This window comes from Streptomyces sp. NBC_00670 (assembly GCF_036226765.1).
GTDB lineage: Bacteria > Actinomycetota > Actinomycetes > Streptomycetales > Streptomycetaceae > Streptomyces.
The window spans coordinates 3064129-3078554 of the sequence record NZ_CP109017.1; the positions used below are offsets into that span (position 1 = coordinate 3064129).

General features: G+C 70.4%; 15 protein-coding genes. 10 read left to right on the forward strand and 5 right to left on the reverse strand.

The genetic code is table 11. From position 1 onward, the window contains the following. The first annotated feature begins 78 nt into the window (after positions 1–78). Genes OIE12_RS13515 through OIE12_RS13530 form a run of 4 tightly spaced genes read left to right on the forward strand, consistent with a single transcriptional unit; the run spans position 79 to position 3716 of the window. The gene (locus OIE12_RS13515) at positions 79–1221 is read left to right on the forward strand and encodes a ferritin-like domain-containing protein (protein ID WP_329135075.1); all 1143 of its coding nucleotides are present in this window, start codon (positions 79–81) and stop codon (positions 1219–1221) included. A gap of 22 nt (positions 1222–1243) precedes the next feature. Beyond that, a complete protein-coding gene (locus tag OIE12_RS13520; protein ID WP_329135076.1) occupies positions 1244–1807 on the forward strand; it encodes a hypothetical protein in 564 nt (187 codons plus the stop codon). Continuing rightward, positions 1807–2724 carry a myo-inosose-2 dehydratase gene (gene iolE / locus OIE12_RS13525; RefSeq protein WP_329135078.1) on the forward strand — a complete coding sequence of 306 codons (918 nt, stop codon included), beginning with the start codon at positions 1807–1809 and terminating at the stop codon, positions 2722–2724. The genes OIE12_RS13520 and iolE overlap by 1 nt, the downstream gene beginning before the upstream one ends. A gap of 2 nt (positions 2725–2726) precedes the next feature. Next, entirely contained in the window at positions 2727–3716 is a 990-nt protein-coding gene (locus OIE12_RS13530) for a sugar phosphate isomerase/epimerase family protein (protein WP_329135081.1), read from the forward strand. A gap of 28 nt (positions 3717–3744) precedes the next feature. Here OIE12_RS13530 and OIE12_RS13535 read toward each other — a convergent pair whose 3' ends face one another. After that, positions 3745–4113: a VOC family protein gene (locus tag OIE12_RS13535; protein ID WP_329135083.1), complete on the reverse strand. Its 369-nt coding sequence runs from the start codon at positions 4111–4113 to the stop codon at positions 3745–3747. 73 nt (positions 4114–4186) lie between these two features. Here OIE12_RS13535 and OIE12_RS13540 point away from each other — a divergent pair, with 73 nt between their 5' ends. Further along, positions 4187–4648 carry a MarR family winged helix-turn-helix transcriptional regulator gene (locus tag OIE12_RS13540; protein WP_329135086.1) on the forward strand — a complete coding sequence of 154 codons (462 nt, stop codon included), beginning with the start codon at positions 4187–4189 and terminating at the stop codon, positions 4646–4648. A gap of 9 nt (positions 4649–4657) precedes the next feature. Here the strand turns inward: OIE12_RS13540 and OIE12_RS13545 are convergent, their stop codons facing one another. After that, positions 4658–5113: a GNAT family N-acetyltransferase gene (locus tag OIE12_RS13545; RefSeq protein WP_329135088.1), complete on the reverse strand. Its 456-nt coding sequence runs from the start codon at positions 5111–5113 to the stop codon at positions 4658–4660. Positions 5114–5367: 254 nt separating this feature from the next. Here OIE12_RS13545 and OIE12_RS13550 point away from each other — a divergent pair, with 254 nt between their 5' ends. Continuing rightward, positions 5368–6165 (forward strand): response regulator transcription factor, encoded by a 798-nt coding sequence (locus OIE12_RS13550; RefSeq protein WP_329135090.1) that lies wholly within the window; start codon positions 5368–5370, stop codon positions 6163–6165. On the opposite strand, the gene OIE12_RS13555 is transcribed toward OIE12_RS13550, so the two are convergent. Further along, positions 6124–6621 (reverse strand): MarR family winged helix-turn-helix transcriptional regulator, encoded by a 498-nt coding sequence (locus OIE12_RS13555; RefSeq protein WP_006143830.1) that lies wholly within the window; start codon positions 6619–6621, stop codon positions 6124–6126. The genes OIE12_RS13550 and OIE12_RS13555 overlap by 42 nt on opposite strands. Before the next feature lie 98 nt (positions 6622–6719). Between OIE12_RS13555 and OIE12_RS13560 the strand changes: the two genes are divergently transcribed. The 4 genes from OIE12_RS13560 to OIE12_RS13575 all read left to right on the forward strand — a co-directional run bounded on the left by OIE12_RS13560 (position 6720) and on the right by OIE12_RS13575 (position 11099). Continuing rightward, a complete protein-coding gene (locus OIE12_RS13560; protein WP_329135092.1) occupies positions 6720–7553 on the forward strand; it encodes a trans-aconitate 2-methyltransferase in 834 nt (277 codons plus the stop codon). Positions 7554–7629: 76 nt separating this feature from the next. Continuing rightward, entirely contained in the window at positions 7630–8061 is a 432-nt protein-coding gene (locus OIE12_RS13565) for a VOC family protein (RefSeq protein WP_329135094.1), read from the forward strand. A 181-nt stretch (positions 8062–8242) separates the two neighbouring features. Further along, positions 8243–10327 carry a glycosyltransferase family 4 protein gene (locus OIE12_RS13570; RefSeq protein WP_329135096.1) on the forward strand — a complete coding sequence of 695 codons (2085 nt, stop codon included), beginning with the start codon at positions 8243–8245 and terminating at the stop codon, positions 10325–10327. A 163-nt stretch (positions 10328–10490) separates the two neighbouring features. Next, positions 10491–11099, forward strand: a complete 609-nt coding sequence (locus OIE12_RS13575) for an ALF repeat-containing protein (protein ID WP_329135098.1) — start codon at positions 10491–10493, stop codon at positions 11097–11099. 468 nt (positions 11100–11567) lie between these two features. On the opposite strand, the gene OIE12_RS13580 is transcribed toward OIE12_RS13575, so the two are convergent. Continuing rightward, positions 11568–12245: a hypothetical protein gene (locus tag OIE12_RS13580; protein ID WP_329135100.1), complete on the reverse strand. Its 678-nt coding sequence runs from the start codon at positions 12243–12245 to the stop codon at positions 11568–11570. Then, positions 12238–14421 (reverse strand): hypothetical protein, encoded by a 2184-nt coding sequence (locus tag OIE12_RS13585; protein ID WP_329135102.1) that lies wholly within the window; start codon positions 14419–14421, stop codon positions 12238–12240. Before OIE12_RS13585 ends, OIE12_RS13580 begins: the two co-directional genes overlap by 8 nt. Between the last annotated feature and the right edge of the window lie 5 nt (positions 14422–14426).

Genomic DNA, 14426 nt, shown 5'->3' on the forward strand with positions numbered 1-14426 from the left:
CCGGCGGGACGCACGCGCCGGGCGCCCACCGCCACCGCCACCGCCACCACCGCCACCACCGCCCACGATTGGGGGAACATGTCCGTTTCAGGATCAGAGACTGTCCAGGACACCAGGATCCGCACCATCGAGGAGCTGCACGAATACCTCTACAAGGGGCTCCAGTTGGAGCACGCGACGCTCCCGCCCTATCTGACCGCGCTCTACTCGCTGCATCCGGGGAAGAACTCGGATGCCCGGCACGTCATCAGGGTCGTGGCCGTCGAGGAGATGCTGCACCTCACCCTGGTCGCGAACGTCATGAACGCCGTGGGCGGAACGCCGGACCTCACCCGGCCGGACTTCGTGCCGAACTATCCGACGCACCTGCCGTGCGGTCCGGACTACTTCAAGGTGCACCTCCGGCCGTTCTCGCACGAAGCTCTCGACACGTTCCTGAAGATCGAGAAGCCCGCGCAGGCAGACACCGAGGAGGACAGGTTCGTACCGATGGACTGGGCGGCCCTCGGGCTGACGTCCGACGGCTCGGCGCCGCCACCGGGGAGACTGGCGGAGCTCGCGGAGTCCGGGACGGTCCTCGGCCTCGTCCCCGGAGAGCCCACCGAGCGTTTCCTGAGCATCGGTGAGTTCTACGAGGAGATCATCCGGGGCATCAACCACCTGGAGGACCAGGCCCGTAAGGACGGGGGGACGATCTTCACCGGTGATCCCGCCCGTCAGGTGACGCCCGAGTACTTCTACTCCGGTGGCGGCGATGTGATCAAGGTGACCGGCCGCGACACCGCGGTCGCGGCGCTCACCCTCGTCGCGGAGCAGGGCGAAGGACTGTACGGCGGCATCTTCGACAGTCAGGACGAACTCGCCCACTACTACCGGTTCCAGCAGTTGGACAAGGGAAAGTACTACCAGAAGGGCGACGAACCGGGTGCGCCTTCCGGCCCGGACCTGCATGTCGACTGGGCGGCCGCCTTTCCGGTGAAGCCGGACATCAAGCTGGCGCACCTCGCGGGGGACCCGGAAATCCTGGCGGCGGCCAGGGAATTCAACCGGTTCTACGCCACCTTCCTGGCCGGCGTCAATCTGGCCTACAACGGCCGGCCCGAGCTTCTGCTCAAGGCGGTGTGGGAGATGTTCCGCATGCGCGACAGCATGAACCGGCTCATCCGCAACCCGCTCACCGGGCATCCGGGGGAGAACGCCGGCCCGACATTCGAGCTCTGAGACCGTCGAAGGAGGCGGGACCATGACGCAAGGAACGAACACGGAAAATGGGCTGCGCGATTTCGTGAAGTTCTCCGCCACTGTGACCGGGTTCAGCGAGTTCGACCTGTGGGGAACGGGTCAGGCGGAGGCCTACTACAGGACGGCCGTGGACCAGGAAGGGCCGGACGCGGTCCAGAGGGCGATGGCTTCCGACCCCTCCGCGATCCCCACCGATCCGTTGGTGAAGAGCATCATCAAGCTCTGGTACGTCGGCGTCTGGTACGACCCGGAACTGGCGGGACGCATGGACGTGGCGGCCTGGACGGCGCCCGGGCGGAGCGGAGCGAAGCCCGCCGTCCCGGACGACAGCCAACCCGAGGTGAGCCGGGCCCTGCCGACCACGTCCGGACAGGACCGGGCCGGGGAAGAGCCCGCGCACGGCGCGGACGGGGACGAACCCCTGTTCGTCGTCTCTCCCGACGCCTACACCGAGGGGCTGTTGTGGCGGGCGATCGGCGCCCACCCCTCCGGCGCGAAGGCGCCGGGCTACGGATCGTGGGCCACTCCGCCCACCTTCGAGGACCGCCAAGAGGAGGAAGTGTGATGCCCGGCACCGTCCCGAACCTGGGTCCCGACAGGGTTTCACTCGGCGTGACGCCGACCCTGTGGTGGAACGACGACTTCCCACTCATCGACATCGGGATCCCGTTCGAGCAATGCGTGAGCGAGATGGCGCTCGCGGGATTCCAGGGTTGCAGCATCGGCCACAAGTACCCGCCCGACCCCGCGGTGCTCAAGAAGGCACTCGACCTGCGCGGCCTGAAGGTGTCCGAGCCCTGGGTGAGCACCTACTTCACCATCGGCGAGGATGTCCGAACCGTCGAGAACTTCACGAGGCAGCTGGAGTTCCTCGAGAAAGTGGGCGGCAAGGACATCGTCGTCGCGGAGTTCGGTCGGTCGTCGCACCTCCAGCCCATCCCGCTCTTCGAGCACCGCCCCGAGTTCACCCACGAGGAGTGGAATGTCCTCACCGGCGGGCTCAACACGATCGGCGCACTGGCCGCGGACAAGGGGATGCGGCTCTGCTACCACCCTCACATGGGCACGGGTGTGCAGACGGCCGCGGACATCGACAGGCTGATGGCGGGCACCGACCCGGAGCACATGCATCTGCTGCTCGACACCGGGCATCTCTGGTTCGCGGGCGACGATCCTCTCGCGACCGCGGAACGGCACAAGCGGCGGATCAAGCACGTGCACCTCAAGAACGTCCGCGCATCCGTCGCCGAAGAGGTGAGGAATCGCCGTCTGTCCTTCCAGGACGCGATCCTGAAGGGCGTCTTCACCGTGCCCGGAGACCCGGCAGGCACGATCGACTTTGAGCCCGTCCTCGCGACGCTGGGGGAGGCCGGCTACGAGGGATGGCTGGTCGTCGAGGCCGAGCAGAACCCGGCCGCGGCGACCCCGCTGAAGTACGCCAAGACGGCCCACGCCTACCTCACCGAAGTCCTGGGCTGGTGACGATGAGCGCACGCGACATCTACCTCAGCTTCTTCATGTTCACCGTCGACCTGCACCCGGACGATCCCCGGTACACCGAGGTCGTCGTCAGGCACATGAGGGAACTGCGGAACATGGGCTACGCGGGCTTCGACCTGCCCGTCTTCCCGAAGGGCGCGGGCACCCCCCAGGCGGACGTGCCCCGCTACGAGAAGCTCAGGGAAGCTCTCGACGCAGCCGGCCTGGAGGACGTGGGTCTGACCACCAACGTGGCCACGACGCCGACCTGCGATCCCACGTCGCTGATCGCCGAGGAACGCGAGGCGGCCCTGGCCTACCTCAAGTCCCGGGTGGACATCACCGCGGCCCTGCGCGGCAGCATCATGGCGGGCCCCGTTCTGTTCCCCTACAACGTGTTCCCCACCCTCGACGGCGTGCCGCTGTGGAGTGACGCGTTGCAGGACTGGCTGCGGCCCCGGTACCGCGTCGCGCAGCCGCTCTTCGAGCGGCTCGGTGCCTACGCGGCGGAAAAGGGCGTCCAGGTCGCCGTCGAACCCGTCGACCACTGGGAGACCCCGGCCCCGAACATGGTGCGTGACGTGCTCGACTTCCTCGTCGGCGTGCGCGATCCGCACATCGGGGTGTGCGTGGACAGCTCGCACGTCGTACTCGGCAGCAGCGGTCCGAAGGCGTACCACCGCGACATCCGGGATGCCGCCGACCAGCGGCGCCTGCACTACGTGCAGGTGTCCCCGCCGGACCGTGGCGAGGTCGCGGACAGCTGGATCCCCTGGCGCACATTCCTCGAGCCCGTCCTGCCCGTGTACGACGGACCGCTGCTCATCGAAGTCTTCAACGCCATCCCGGCGTTCCTCACCTCGCTGCGGCTGACGAGGCGGAAGTTCTGGATCCCCCTGGACGACGATCCGGTTCCGGGCGTGCCGAGCGCCTACGACGTCGCCGAGGAGGGGATCAGGAAACTGCGATCGGAGCTGGCCGGACTCGCGGCGTAGCACTTGCGGCCGAACCCGGCATGTACGGTCACGTGCGGTCGTGCAGCGTGACGTGGTAGCCGTCCGGGTCCGCGAACGTGAACGTGCGGCCGAAGGGGCCGTCGATCGGGGCGGCGACGATGGTGTGGCCGTCGGCGGCCAGGCTGTCGTGGATGGCCTGGACGTCGGTGGCGTGCAGCCAGATCGCGGTGCCGATGCCGGGCTGGTCGACGGAGGTGAGATCCGTGCCGGGGACGATGTCGCGCAGGGCGAACGCGATCGGCTTCGTGTCGAAGACGACGGCGTGCGGAGGGCCGGCCGGCGAGCGGACGAGGCCGAGGTAGCGCTCGTAGAACGCCTGCGAGGCGTCGCGGTCGCGCACCTGGAGGGAGAGGAAGTCGGGGCCGGTGGCGGGCATGGCGGTGCTCCTTCGGTTCGCGTGCGTTACGTGTCAGCTTTCTGACACGACCACCGTATGTCAGAATACTGACATGAAGCAAGACGATGCCGGGATCGACCTCGACACCTCCCTGGGCTATCTGCTGAAAGAGGCTTCGAGCGCGCTGCGCGTGGCCATGGAGGAGGTGCTGCGGCCGCTCGGGATGAGCGTGACGCACTACTCCTGTCTCGAACTGCTGGCCCAGCGGCCGGGGTTGTCCAATTCCGAGCTCGCGCGGGGCGCGTTCGTGACCCGGCAGTCGATGAACACCCTGCTGAAGAACCTGGAACGGGACGGCTTCGTGACCAGGCCCGCGGAGGCGCCCGTCGGGAAGGTGCTGCCCACGCGGCTCACGCCCCGCGGCCGGCGGAGTCTGGAGAAGGCGACCGCGGCGGTCCGGTCGGTCGAGAACAGGATGCTGACCGGGCTCTCCGAGGCCGACCGGGCGGAGGCGTTCCGGGTCCTGCGGAGCATGGTCCGCTCGCTGCGCGGGGACGAGGGAACGACGGAGTAGTCCGACGCCCTACGCCCACCTCTTCACCAGCGTGTACTCCGTGATTCCCGGCGGGTAGTCCGGGATCACGCAGACCGTTTCGTAGCCCTGCTTCACGTAGAACTTCGGGGCCTGGAAGTCCCATGTCTCCACGCGGGACGCGGTGCACGCGCGGTCCGTGCGGGCGAGGTGTTCGGCCCGGGCCAGCAGATGCGTGCCGAGGCCCGTGCCGCGGAACGGTTCGTCGACCCAGAGGTAGGTGACGTGCAGCCACGTCGCCCAGGTGTGGCCGACCAGGCCACCCGCCAACCGACCGGAATCGTCCAGCGCCCACACGTGCAGCGGGGTCTCGCGCTCCCCCGGCGTGCCGCGCAGCGCGCGCAGCACCGGGGACGCCGCCGTGTTCGTGTCGCGCAGTCGCTTCCGCAGGAGATCGCGCCGCTCCTTGTCGACTTCTGTCTCGATACGAAACATACGGCTCACCATAAACGCGCCGGACGGGCAGTTCCGCGAATTCGCTTCCGCTCCGCGCACGCGGCCCTACTCTGAGGACAGTGCCGGTGGGGGCCGGTGCCGATCAGGGGGCGAAATCAGTCGGGTACGACGCCCGGAGTGGGGGTAGCAGTCTCAGCACGGCGGCGGCCGTGCGGGCTGCGACGCCCCGTGTCCCGAGCCGGCCGCTCGGGGACTCCGGGCGCCGTGCCCGCTCCGGCCGTCCCCCGACCTGTGGGGGTATTTCAGTGGTGCGCATCCGAGTCCTGGTCGTCGACGACCACCGCATCTTCGCCGAGTCGCTGGCCGCGGCCCTGGCCGCCGAGCCGGACGTCGACGTCTCCGCCGCCGGCAGCGGCCCGGCGGCACTGCGCTGCCTGGAGCGGGCGGCGGCCGAGGGCCGCAGATTCGACGTCATGCTCGTCGACGCCGATCTGGGGTGCGGTGTGCCCGCCGCTCGGCCGGGCGTGTCCGCGGTCCGGCCCGCCGCCGTGCCCGTGCAGCCGGTCGGTGAGGACGGGCTCGTCGACGGGATCTCCCTGGTCACCGGCGTCCGCGCCACCCAGCCCGGCGTACGGACGGTCGTGCTCGCCGAGAAGGACGACCCGCGCCGGGCCGCGCTCGCGCTCCAGGCCGGGGCATGCGGCTGGGTCGCCAAGGACTGCTCGCTCGTCCGGCTGCTCACCGTCATCCGCGGCGTCCTGCGCGACGAGACGCATCTGCCGCCCGCCCTGCTCACCGGCGTGCTGCGCGAGCTGACCGCCGCGCGCAAGCACCGCACCGAGAGCGAGCGTCTGGTGGAGTCGCTGACCCCGCGCGAGCGCGAGGTGCTGCGCTGCATGGTCGCCGGGCTGGGCCGCAAGGCCGTCGCCGAACGGCTGTTCCTCTCCCCGCACACCGTCCGCACGCACATGCAGAACGTGCTGGGCAAGCTCGGCGTGCACTCCACGCTGGCCGCCGTCGCCCTCGCGCGGCGGGCCGGGGTGGGGCCCGTCGATCTGAAGCTAGCCGGGGATGTTGTCGAACGGGGCGGTCAACTGGCGTAGCAGTCCGGCCAGTTCGGCGCGCTGGGCGCTGCTCAGTTCGGCGAGCAGGGCCCGCTCCTGGTCGAGCAGTCCGGCCAGTGCGCGGTCGGCCTGGTCCCGGCCCACCTCGGTGAGCCGGACCAGTACACCGCGCCGGTCGGTGGGGTCGGGCAGCCGCTCCACCAGGCCCTTCTTGGCCAGCCGGTCGATGCGGTTGGTCATCGTGCCCGAGGTGACCAGGGTCTGGGTCAGCAGTTGCCCGGGAGACAGCTGATAGGGGGCGCCGGCCCGGCGCAGCGCGGTGAGCACGTCGAACTCCCACGGCTCCAGGCTGTGTTCCGCGAACGCCAGCCGGCGGGCGCGGTCCAGGTGCCGGGCGAGTCTGCTGACCCGGCTGAGCACCTCCAGCGGCTCCACGTCGAGGTCCGGGCGTTCCCGACGCCATGCTGCGACCAGCCGATCGACCTCGTCCTCCATACGATCAGTGTAGTGGTTGTGTCGACGTGAAGTCTCTTGACGTACGCCTTCTTGATGTTCAGTATCTTGACGTCGAGATATTCGGGAGGAGCTCCGCCATGGCATCCACCAGCCCCACCACCCCCGTCTGGGACCCGGGCCAGTACCTGCGGCACGCCGGGCACCGCGCCCGGCCCTTCCTCGACCTGCTCGCGCGCGTCCCCGACCTCCCCGGTGATCCGCCCCGCATCGCCGACCTCGGCTGCGGCCCGGGCAACGTCACCGTGCTGCTCGCCGACCGCTGGCCCGCCGCGCGCATCACCGGCTACGACAACTCGGCCGAGATGCTGGACGCGGCCACCGTCGCCCACGCCGGGCCCACCCCCGGCGGCGGCCGGCTCGACTTCGCGGTCGCCGACGCGCGCGCCTGGACGCCTCCCGAGCCGTACGACCTGCTGCTGAGCAACGCCACGCTGCAATGGGTGCCGGGCCATCTGCGTGCCTTCGCCCGCTGGACGGCGGCGCTGGCACCGGGCGGCACGTTCGCCTTCCAGGTGCCGGGCAACTTCGACGCCCCCAGCCACCGGCTGATGCGCGAGCTGGCCGGTTCCCCGCGCTGGCGGAGCCGGCTCGCGGACACCCTGCGGCACGAGGACGCCGTGCACTCCCCCGCCGTCTACCTGGAGACCCTGACCGGGCTCGGCTGCGCGGCGGACGTGTGGGAGACGACGTATCTGCACCTGCTGACCGGCGAGGACCCGGTCCTCGACTGGGTCAAGGGCACGGGCCTGCGCCCGGTCCTCACCGCGCTCGGCGACGACCCCGAGGCCCGCGACGCCTTCGTCGCCGAGTACCGCACGGCCCTGCGCGCGGCCTACCCGGCGACGGCCCACGGCACGGTCTTCCCGTTCCGCCGGATCTTCGCGGTCGCGCGGAAGGAGAGCGGCGTCTGATGCCCACCGCCGTCACCCACGAGCAGGCCGGCGCATACCCGCGCACCGCCGTCACCCGCGCGGAGGGTGGTTCCTGATGCTCACCTCCCTCGACCACGTCCAGCTCGCCGCACCCCCCGGTTCCGAGGACCTGCTCCGCGCGTACTACGCCGGGGTGCTCGGCATGACGGAGGTGCCGAAGCCGCCGGTGCTCGCCGCCCGCGGGGGCTGCTGGTTCGCGGCCGGCGCCGTCCGGCTCCACCTCGGCGTGGCGGAGGACTTCCACCCGGCCCGCAAGGCCCACCCCGGGCTGCGCGTCACCGGGATCGAGGCGTACGCGGCCCGCCTCGCCGCCCGCGGCGCCCGGGTCACCTGGGACGACACCCTCCCCGGGCACCGTCGCTTCTACTCCGAGGATCCGGTCGGCAACCGGCTGGAGTTCCTGGAACCGACGACGACCGGCCCCGCGCCGCTCACGGCGAACGGAACCAAAGCCTCCGTCCACACAACCGCACACAATCAGCCATAGATCATTCACATCTAGTCGAATCAGGTGACACAAAGGCCGCCAATCGCCGCTTCGTGATCGTTCGGCTCATAGGCTCCTCCAAGCCCGTTCACCGCTCATCCATCGCTTCCGCACGGTTTCCGCCACGTTCGAGCGTGTGCGCGGGGTGCGACCGGACGTGGCGGACGGTCCCGGGGGACCCATGAAGATCGCCTTCCTGATCAACAACGCGTACGGCATCGGCGGCACCATCCGTGCCACGGCCAACCTGTCCGGCGCCTTCGCCGAGCGGGGGCACGACGTCGAGGTCGTCAGCGTCCACCGCTCGCAGGACGCGCCGCGGCTCGCATTCGACCCGCGGGTGACGTTCACCCCGCTCGTGGACACCCGCGCCGGCTCCCCCGGTTACGAGGGCGACCACGAGTTCACCCGCCGGCCGACCACGATGTTCGGGTACTCCCTCACCGAGCCGCACACCGCGCTCCAGGACCACCGCATCGCCGAGTACCTCACCGGCACCGACGCCGACGTGGTCATCGCCACCCGCCCCGACCTCAACGGCTACCTCGCCCGCGACGGCCGGCACAGCCGCTGCCTCCGCCTCGGCCAGGAGCACCTCAGCCTCGCCGCCCACCGCGAACAGGTGCGCGAGGACCAGAACGCGGCCGTCCTCGGCCTCGACGCCTTCCTCACCGTCTCCGAGGCCGACGCCGCCGCCTACCGCGCCGCCCTCCCCCGGGCCCGTACGCGGATCATGTGCCTTCCCAACAGCGTGCCCGCGCCCGACGTGGCCCCCGCCACCCTCGACTCCCGCACGATCGTCGCCGCCGGGCGGCTCATCCCCGTCAAGCGCTACGACCGCCTCGTCACCGCCTTCGCCAAGGTCGCCGCCGAGCACCCCGACTGGACGCTGCGGCTGTACGGGCGCGGCGTGCGGAAGGCCGCCCTGCGCGAGCTGATCGACGAACTCGGGCTGTACGACCGGGTGTTCCTCATGGGAGCGGTCTCACCGATCGAGACCGAGTGGGCCAAGGGCGCCGTCGCCGCCGTCTCCTCCGACATGGAGTCGTTCGGCATGACCATCGTGGAGGCCATGCACTGCGGGGTGCCCGTCGTCGCCACCGACTGCCCGCACGGGCCCGCCGAGATCATCGATCACGAGCGGGACGGTCTGCTCACCCCGCTGTCCGGCGACGCCGACGCCCTCGCGGACGCGCTGAAGCGTCTCATCGACGACGAGCCGCTGCGCCGCCGGCTCGGTGCGGCGGCCCGGGAGAAGGCCCGCGCGTACGCGCCCGACGCCATCGCCGCGCGGTACGAGACGCTGTTCGAGGAACTGACGCGGGCGCGCCGGCGGACGCTCTCGGGGGCCGCGTCCCGGGTACGGGAGCGGCTGGCGCGGGAGCGGCGGGCCAGGGGACGCGGCGCCTCCGGACACGCACCCGCACCTGAACACGCCTCCTCACCCCGGCCGCCCCTCGCCCTGTGCGCCACGGCGACCGCCGACGGCGGGCTGCTGGTCCGGCCGGGGCCGGGCGGCCGGCTGCCCGGCGGGCCGCGCGAACTGCTGCTGCGGCTGCGCCACGACCCGGAGGGCCGCGAACTCCGCGTCCCCGTGCCGGAGGGCGGGGACGGCCGGCGAGTGCTGCTGTCCCGCGCCGCGCACGTCCTGCCGGACGGCCGCTGGGACTGCTACCTGGTGCCGGCGGGCGGCGCGGCGACACGGCGGCGGCGGATCACCGCCCGGATCGTCGAACAGGCCGCGCTGGTCGGACTCCCGCCCGCGGCCGGCCCCGACGGCGTGAGCTCCTGGATCCCGTACACCACGACCGACGGCTTCCTCGCCCTGCGCACCTGGCTGCGCTCCGCGCACGCGGAGGTCGAACGGCTCCTTCTCGACGAGGAGGGCGAGGCGTCGGTGACGGTCACCGCGACGCTGTACGGGGCGGTGCTGCCCGAGGGTGCGCGGGTCACGGCGGTGCCGCGGGCGGAGGGGGCGCCGGAGATCGCGGTGCCCGTACGGCCGACGGGCGCCGGCGGTTTCGTCTTCACCCTCCCGTACGACGAACCGGTCCGCCGGAACGCCGGTGACGACGAACCGTGGGCCCTGCGGCTGGCGGGCCCCGGCCTGGCGGCGCCGGTGCCGCTGGGACGGATCGGCGGGGACGTGGTGGAGCGCAAGAAGACGGACGTCGTACCGGGCACGGTGGTCGGCGGCCACCGGGTGACGCCGTACTTCGCGGCGAGCAACGCACTGGCGCTGAGGGTGCGCCCGGAGCGCGTTTAGGGCCTGTTGCGCCCGGGGGCGGAAGCCGTCGGCAAGGAACGACCTGTGAACACTGCGTGGACCGGGCAATGACCCGGGCCGCGCCCCGCTGACACGATGATCCCGCCGCGTCCGACCGAGCGGTACGCCCCAACGCCTCCTCGATCCAAGGTGGTTCGACCTCGTGAGACTGACCCGTGTGACGCTCGCCGTGGCCGCCGGTGCCCTCGGCCCGGCGCTGCTGCTCTCCACCCCGTCCTTCGCCGCCGGCGCGACGACCGCCGTCCCGGCCGCCGCCGCGTCGGACACGGCCCCGGGCGCCGGGTCCCCCTACGACGACATGGACATCAACGACCTCCGCATCGCCATCCTGCGCATCCTGGCGAACCCGGACAGCGGCAAGCGGGTCACCAAGGAGGCGAACGCCCTCCTCGACGACGGCACGATGGAGGAGATGCGCACCTGGCTGGAGACCGGCTACCGGCTCGCCCAGTTCGAGGACGACCAGGTCGCCATCTTCACCATCATCGGCAAGCCCTCGTCCGGCCGGGCCGTCTACGCCGCGGCCTCCGAGGCGCTGGAGGCCGGCACCCCCGAGGCCGCCCGCGAGTTCCTGGCGACCGGCTACCGCCTCGCCCAGGCCCAGGACGACCGCTTCACCCTCTTCCAGATGCTCGCCGCCCCCGACCTCACCGACGCCATGCGCACCGCGATCTCCGCGGTCCTGGACGACGGCACCCCCGAGGCCATGCGCCACTTCCTGGAGGTCGGCCAGTACGAGGTCGAAGGCTGAGAGCCGCTTCCCTGTCCGTCTACCGGCCCCCACCCGGGGTGCCGGGAGGCGGGGGCGGGGGTGGATACGGCGGACGGGACGGGATCCGGGGCCCGGACGGACCCGACGGGGCCGGCGGAGGCGGCTGCGGCTCCCGCGACCGCCGGGGACGCGGCGGCGGCTGCCGGAGAGTGAGGGGCGGGGCCGGGGACGGCGGCGGAGGCGGGAACGAAGGCTCCTCCCCCTCCGGCAGCACCGGGCCGCCCGCCCGCACCCGCTCGACGGTCCGCTCGGCCCGCCGCCGGGCCAGCGGGTCGTCGTCGCGCCGGAAGACGAGCTCGAGCAGCCTCCGGGTGATTTTCCCGCGCTGGATCAGCGTGTACCCCAGCGCATGACCGATCTTCTCGGCCCGACCCCCCGCCGACACATCGAGCCGCACCTCGACCACACCCCGCCCGTCGAACCGGGCCCGCAACTCGTCGTCCTTCATCACCGGTCCTTGTAAAGCGGCAGCTCCGCCGGGAAGTCCCGGCGAGCCTTGCACTCGGCCAACTCGTAGGCGTGTTGGGAAAGCTGGTAGGCGAAGTCGGTCAAGGTCTGGCGCAGCGGCACGCCCTTGGCCCGGGCGGCTCCGTCGACCCGGGTTTCAGCGACGACCGCGTACGGCTGGGAGGCGTTGTAGGACGGAACGCCCGGCGGTTCGCAGGGCACGTATACCGAGGTGGTGTCCGCATCGGGATCGATCCGGGCCAGGGCTTCCACATCGCCCGCTGAGACGCGGATGATGTGGTTCTGCCCTCCGGCGCCCCGATAGTGCTCGAGCCACTTCTTCGGGGAAACAGGCTGAACGCGCGCCTCCCCGGAGAGGGCCGAGTCACCGCTCGTGGTCACATGACACCGGAAAGCGAGTGTGTACCCGGCGCCGTCGACGCCAGAACCATTGTCCGCCGATCGCGCTTTCGGCAGTACTTCCTTGACCGTGCTCCGCTCGAGAGTACCTTCACACATCTTGTCCGGTAGGCGGTCGAGCCCTGTGGTCAACGCGTAATGCACCGCGAACCATATCCCCGTACCGACAAAGGCGAGGCCGAGTAGCGACGCGACAAGACGTTTGCCGCTGTACTCGGCGAGGGTCCTTTTCCTCCCCTTCACAACGTTCTCAGCCACGTGGACGCTCCTTGGTGTCGGTCAAAAAGTCGTCCGCATCCTTCCAGCCGTCATTGACGGCTTGGCGGACCAGGTCGTTGGTACCGTCCTTGGGCAGGTCCACGTGGTGCCGGGCGAGCGCGTCCGCAGTGGACCACTGCGTCTGCTGGCTGACCGAATCACGCATGGCGTAGAGATCTGCGGCGCTCGCATACAGGCCCTCGTCCTTGGCACCTTCCATCTTCTGGCTGTCCATCAGTCGGTCGACTGCCGCCCCGGCGACCGCTCCGGCTCCTCCTCCCACCACGGAACCCATGATTTCTCCTCCGTATGCCTCAGGGACCCGCAGGCCGGTCAAGCCGATCGACACCCAGGTCTTGGCGAAGTCCCCCTTGGCCTTCAAGGCGTCGTTGTAGTCCCGCTCCCCGTCGACGGCTTCCTTCACTACGCCATCCGCGAGAGAGTGGCCGACGATTCCTTCGATGACACCCGCATTCCTGCCGATGTCCGCGAGAACCTGTTCACGGGAACCGTCGAACAGGGACGGATCAGAAAGGTGCATTTCGAGGAGGGCGCCGGTGTAAATACTCTCTCCGTAGATGATCCCGGCCCTGCCCGCCGGGTCCGCGGACACTGCGGAAAGAAATCTCACGACGTCGCGGACCCGGTCGCCCTGAAAATAGCCGGGGCTTTCACTGCTCGTGAGGAAAACGGCCTCCGAGCCGGTTCCGGCAAAGCCCTGACTGATCTCCGGCATGTAGGCGGCCGCCATGTCTCCGAAGCTCTCGCCCATGCCCTTGCTCACCAGGTCCGCGCCGTCGCCGGGATGGGCCACCGCCTGCATGATGTTGGCCATGATCCTGACCTGGGTCGCGTTGTGCGGCGGCGCCATGGACGTGGTGTCGCCGTCCGCCACGCCGGTGACGGCGCTCTCCAGGGCGCGGCCGAGGGCCTCGCCCCGGTCCGTGTACCTGGTGGTGCCGAGCATGTGGTCCAGGTCCGACTTGGACGCGAAGGCGTGCTCCGCCGCCTCGGGGTTGTGGGAGAGCCCGTCGAACAGTCCCTCCAGCGGGTCCCGGCCGTTGCCGTCGCCGAAGACGAGGTCCAGGGAGTCGTACCCCTTGACCCACAGGTCGTGGGTGCCCGCGTTCCCCGCCGCCTTGTCCGCCTTGAAGATCTTCTCCCGGTAGTCGTCCAGGAACTCGGTGTCGAACTGTCCCTGCCGCATGAGGCTGCTGATGACCTGGGAGCCCAGGGCCCCGACCGGGCCGAACGAGCCGGAGGCGCGGAAGTTGGTGTTGCGCTCGGCGATGAGGTCCTTCTTCCAGTCCCCCATGGCCTCCGAGTCCGAGAAGGACGCCGTGGCCAGGGTCAGGCCCAGGTTGGTCTGCAGGTCCTTCATCGTGTCGAGTTCCGTGCCCTTGGCGCCTGCGTGGGCGTGGGTCATCTCGGTCCAGAACTGCAGTGTCCCCTTGGCCCCCAGCCGCGTCGCGAACTGCTCAGCGAACAGGGGGTCACCGCTGTACTTCGCCATCGTGCGGTTGAAGTCGGCGATGTCGTCGACACTCATGTCGGCCGGGTTCTTGGCGGCCTTGGCCAGCTTCTCCGCGGCGGCGACGGCGTCGGCCGCCTCGTCGCGACTGCTGTAGGAGGCGTCACCGAAGCCGTACTTGGCCTGGTCCGCGAGGAGCCGCAGGACCTTGGCCGCGCTGGTGTCGCTCTGCGTCGCCTTGCTCAGGATGTCCTGGATCTCGTCGCGGAACGCGGCCGCCGTCTTCGGATCCGTCGCTCCGGTCTTTCCGCTGGGGTCGGAGGCCCAGTCGGGCCGGGTGTTCCCCACGACGGTGAAGGTGCCGCCACCGGTGTCCATGACGGTCAGGTTCTGCTCAGCCGCCCGCTCGATCGCATTGTTCAACTGGGTGCGGTAGTCGATGAGTTCGCCCCGCGTGTCACTCAGGATCTTGGTGATGGAGTCGGCCTGGGTGTGCGCGTCGGCGAACTCGGCGGCGGTACGGTCGATGAATCCGCGTGTGACGGTGGCGTTGACGCCTACCCAGTCCGCCTTGTCGGCCTTGGCCTTGAGATTGTCCTCGGCGTCCTTTCGCAGGTCGGCGAGGTTCTTCGTCATCTGCTCCCAGTCGGTGACCGCCTCACCGAGCTTGGCGAAGTTGCCGTGACGCAGCGCGTCGAGGTCCATCGGCG

Excerpts from the sequence above, each read along its gene's own strand:
- iolE (WP_329135078.1), top strand. The coding sequence starts at position 1,807 with ATGCCCGGCACCGTCCCGAACCTGGGTCCCGACAGGGTTTCACTCGGC.
- OIE12_RS13560 (WP_329135092.1), top strand. The coding sequence starts at position 6,720 with ATGGCATCCACCAGCCCCACCACCCCCGTCTGGGACCCGGGCCAGTAC.
- OIE12_RS13570 (WP_329135096.1), top strand. The coding sequence starts at position 8,243 with ATGAAGATCGCCTTCCTGATCAACAACGCGTACGGCATCGGCGGCACC.
- OIE12_RS13540 (WP_329135086.1), top strand. The coding sequence starts at position 4,187 with ATGAAGCAAGACGATGCCGGGATCGACCTCGACACCTCCCTGGGCTAT.
- OIE12_RS13515 (WP_329135075.1), top strand. The coding sequence starts at position 79 with ATGTCCGTTTCAGGATCAGAGACTGTCCAGGACACCAGGATCCGCACC.
- OIE12_RS13545 (WP_329135088.1), bottom strand. The coding sequence starts at position 5,113 with ATGGTGAGCCGTATGTTTCGTATCGAGACAGAAGTCGACAAGGAGCGG.
- OIE12_RS13520 (WP_329135076.1), top strand. The coding sequence starts at position 1,244 with ATGACGCAAGGAACGAACACGGAAAATGGGCTGCGCGATTTCGTGAAG.
- OIE12_RS13535 (WP_329135083.1), bottom strand. The coding sequence starts at position 4,113 with ATGCCCGCCACCGGCCCCGACTTCCTCTCCCTCCAGGTGCGCGACCGC.
- OIE12_RS13555 (WP_006143830.1), bottom strand. The coding sequence starts at position 6,621 with ATGGAGGACGAGGTCGATCGGCTGGTCGCAGCATGGCGTCGGGAACGC.
- OIE12_RS13565 (WP_329135094.1), top strand. The coding sequence starts at position 7,630 with ATGCTCACCTCCCTCGACCACGTCCAGCTCGCCGCACCCCCCGGTTCC.
- OIE12_RS13530 (WP_329135081.1), top strand. The coding sequence starts at position 2,727 with ATGAGCGCACGCGACATCTACCTCAGCTTCTTCATGTTCACCGTCGAC.
- OIE12_RS13585 (WP_329135102.1), bottom strand. The coding sequence starts at position 14,421 with ATGGACCTCGACGCGCTGCGTCACGGCAACTTCGCCAAGCTCGGTGAG.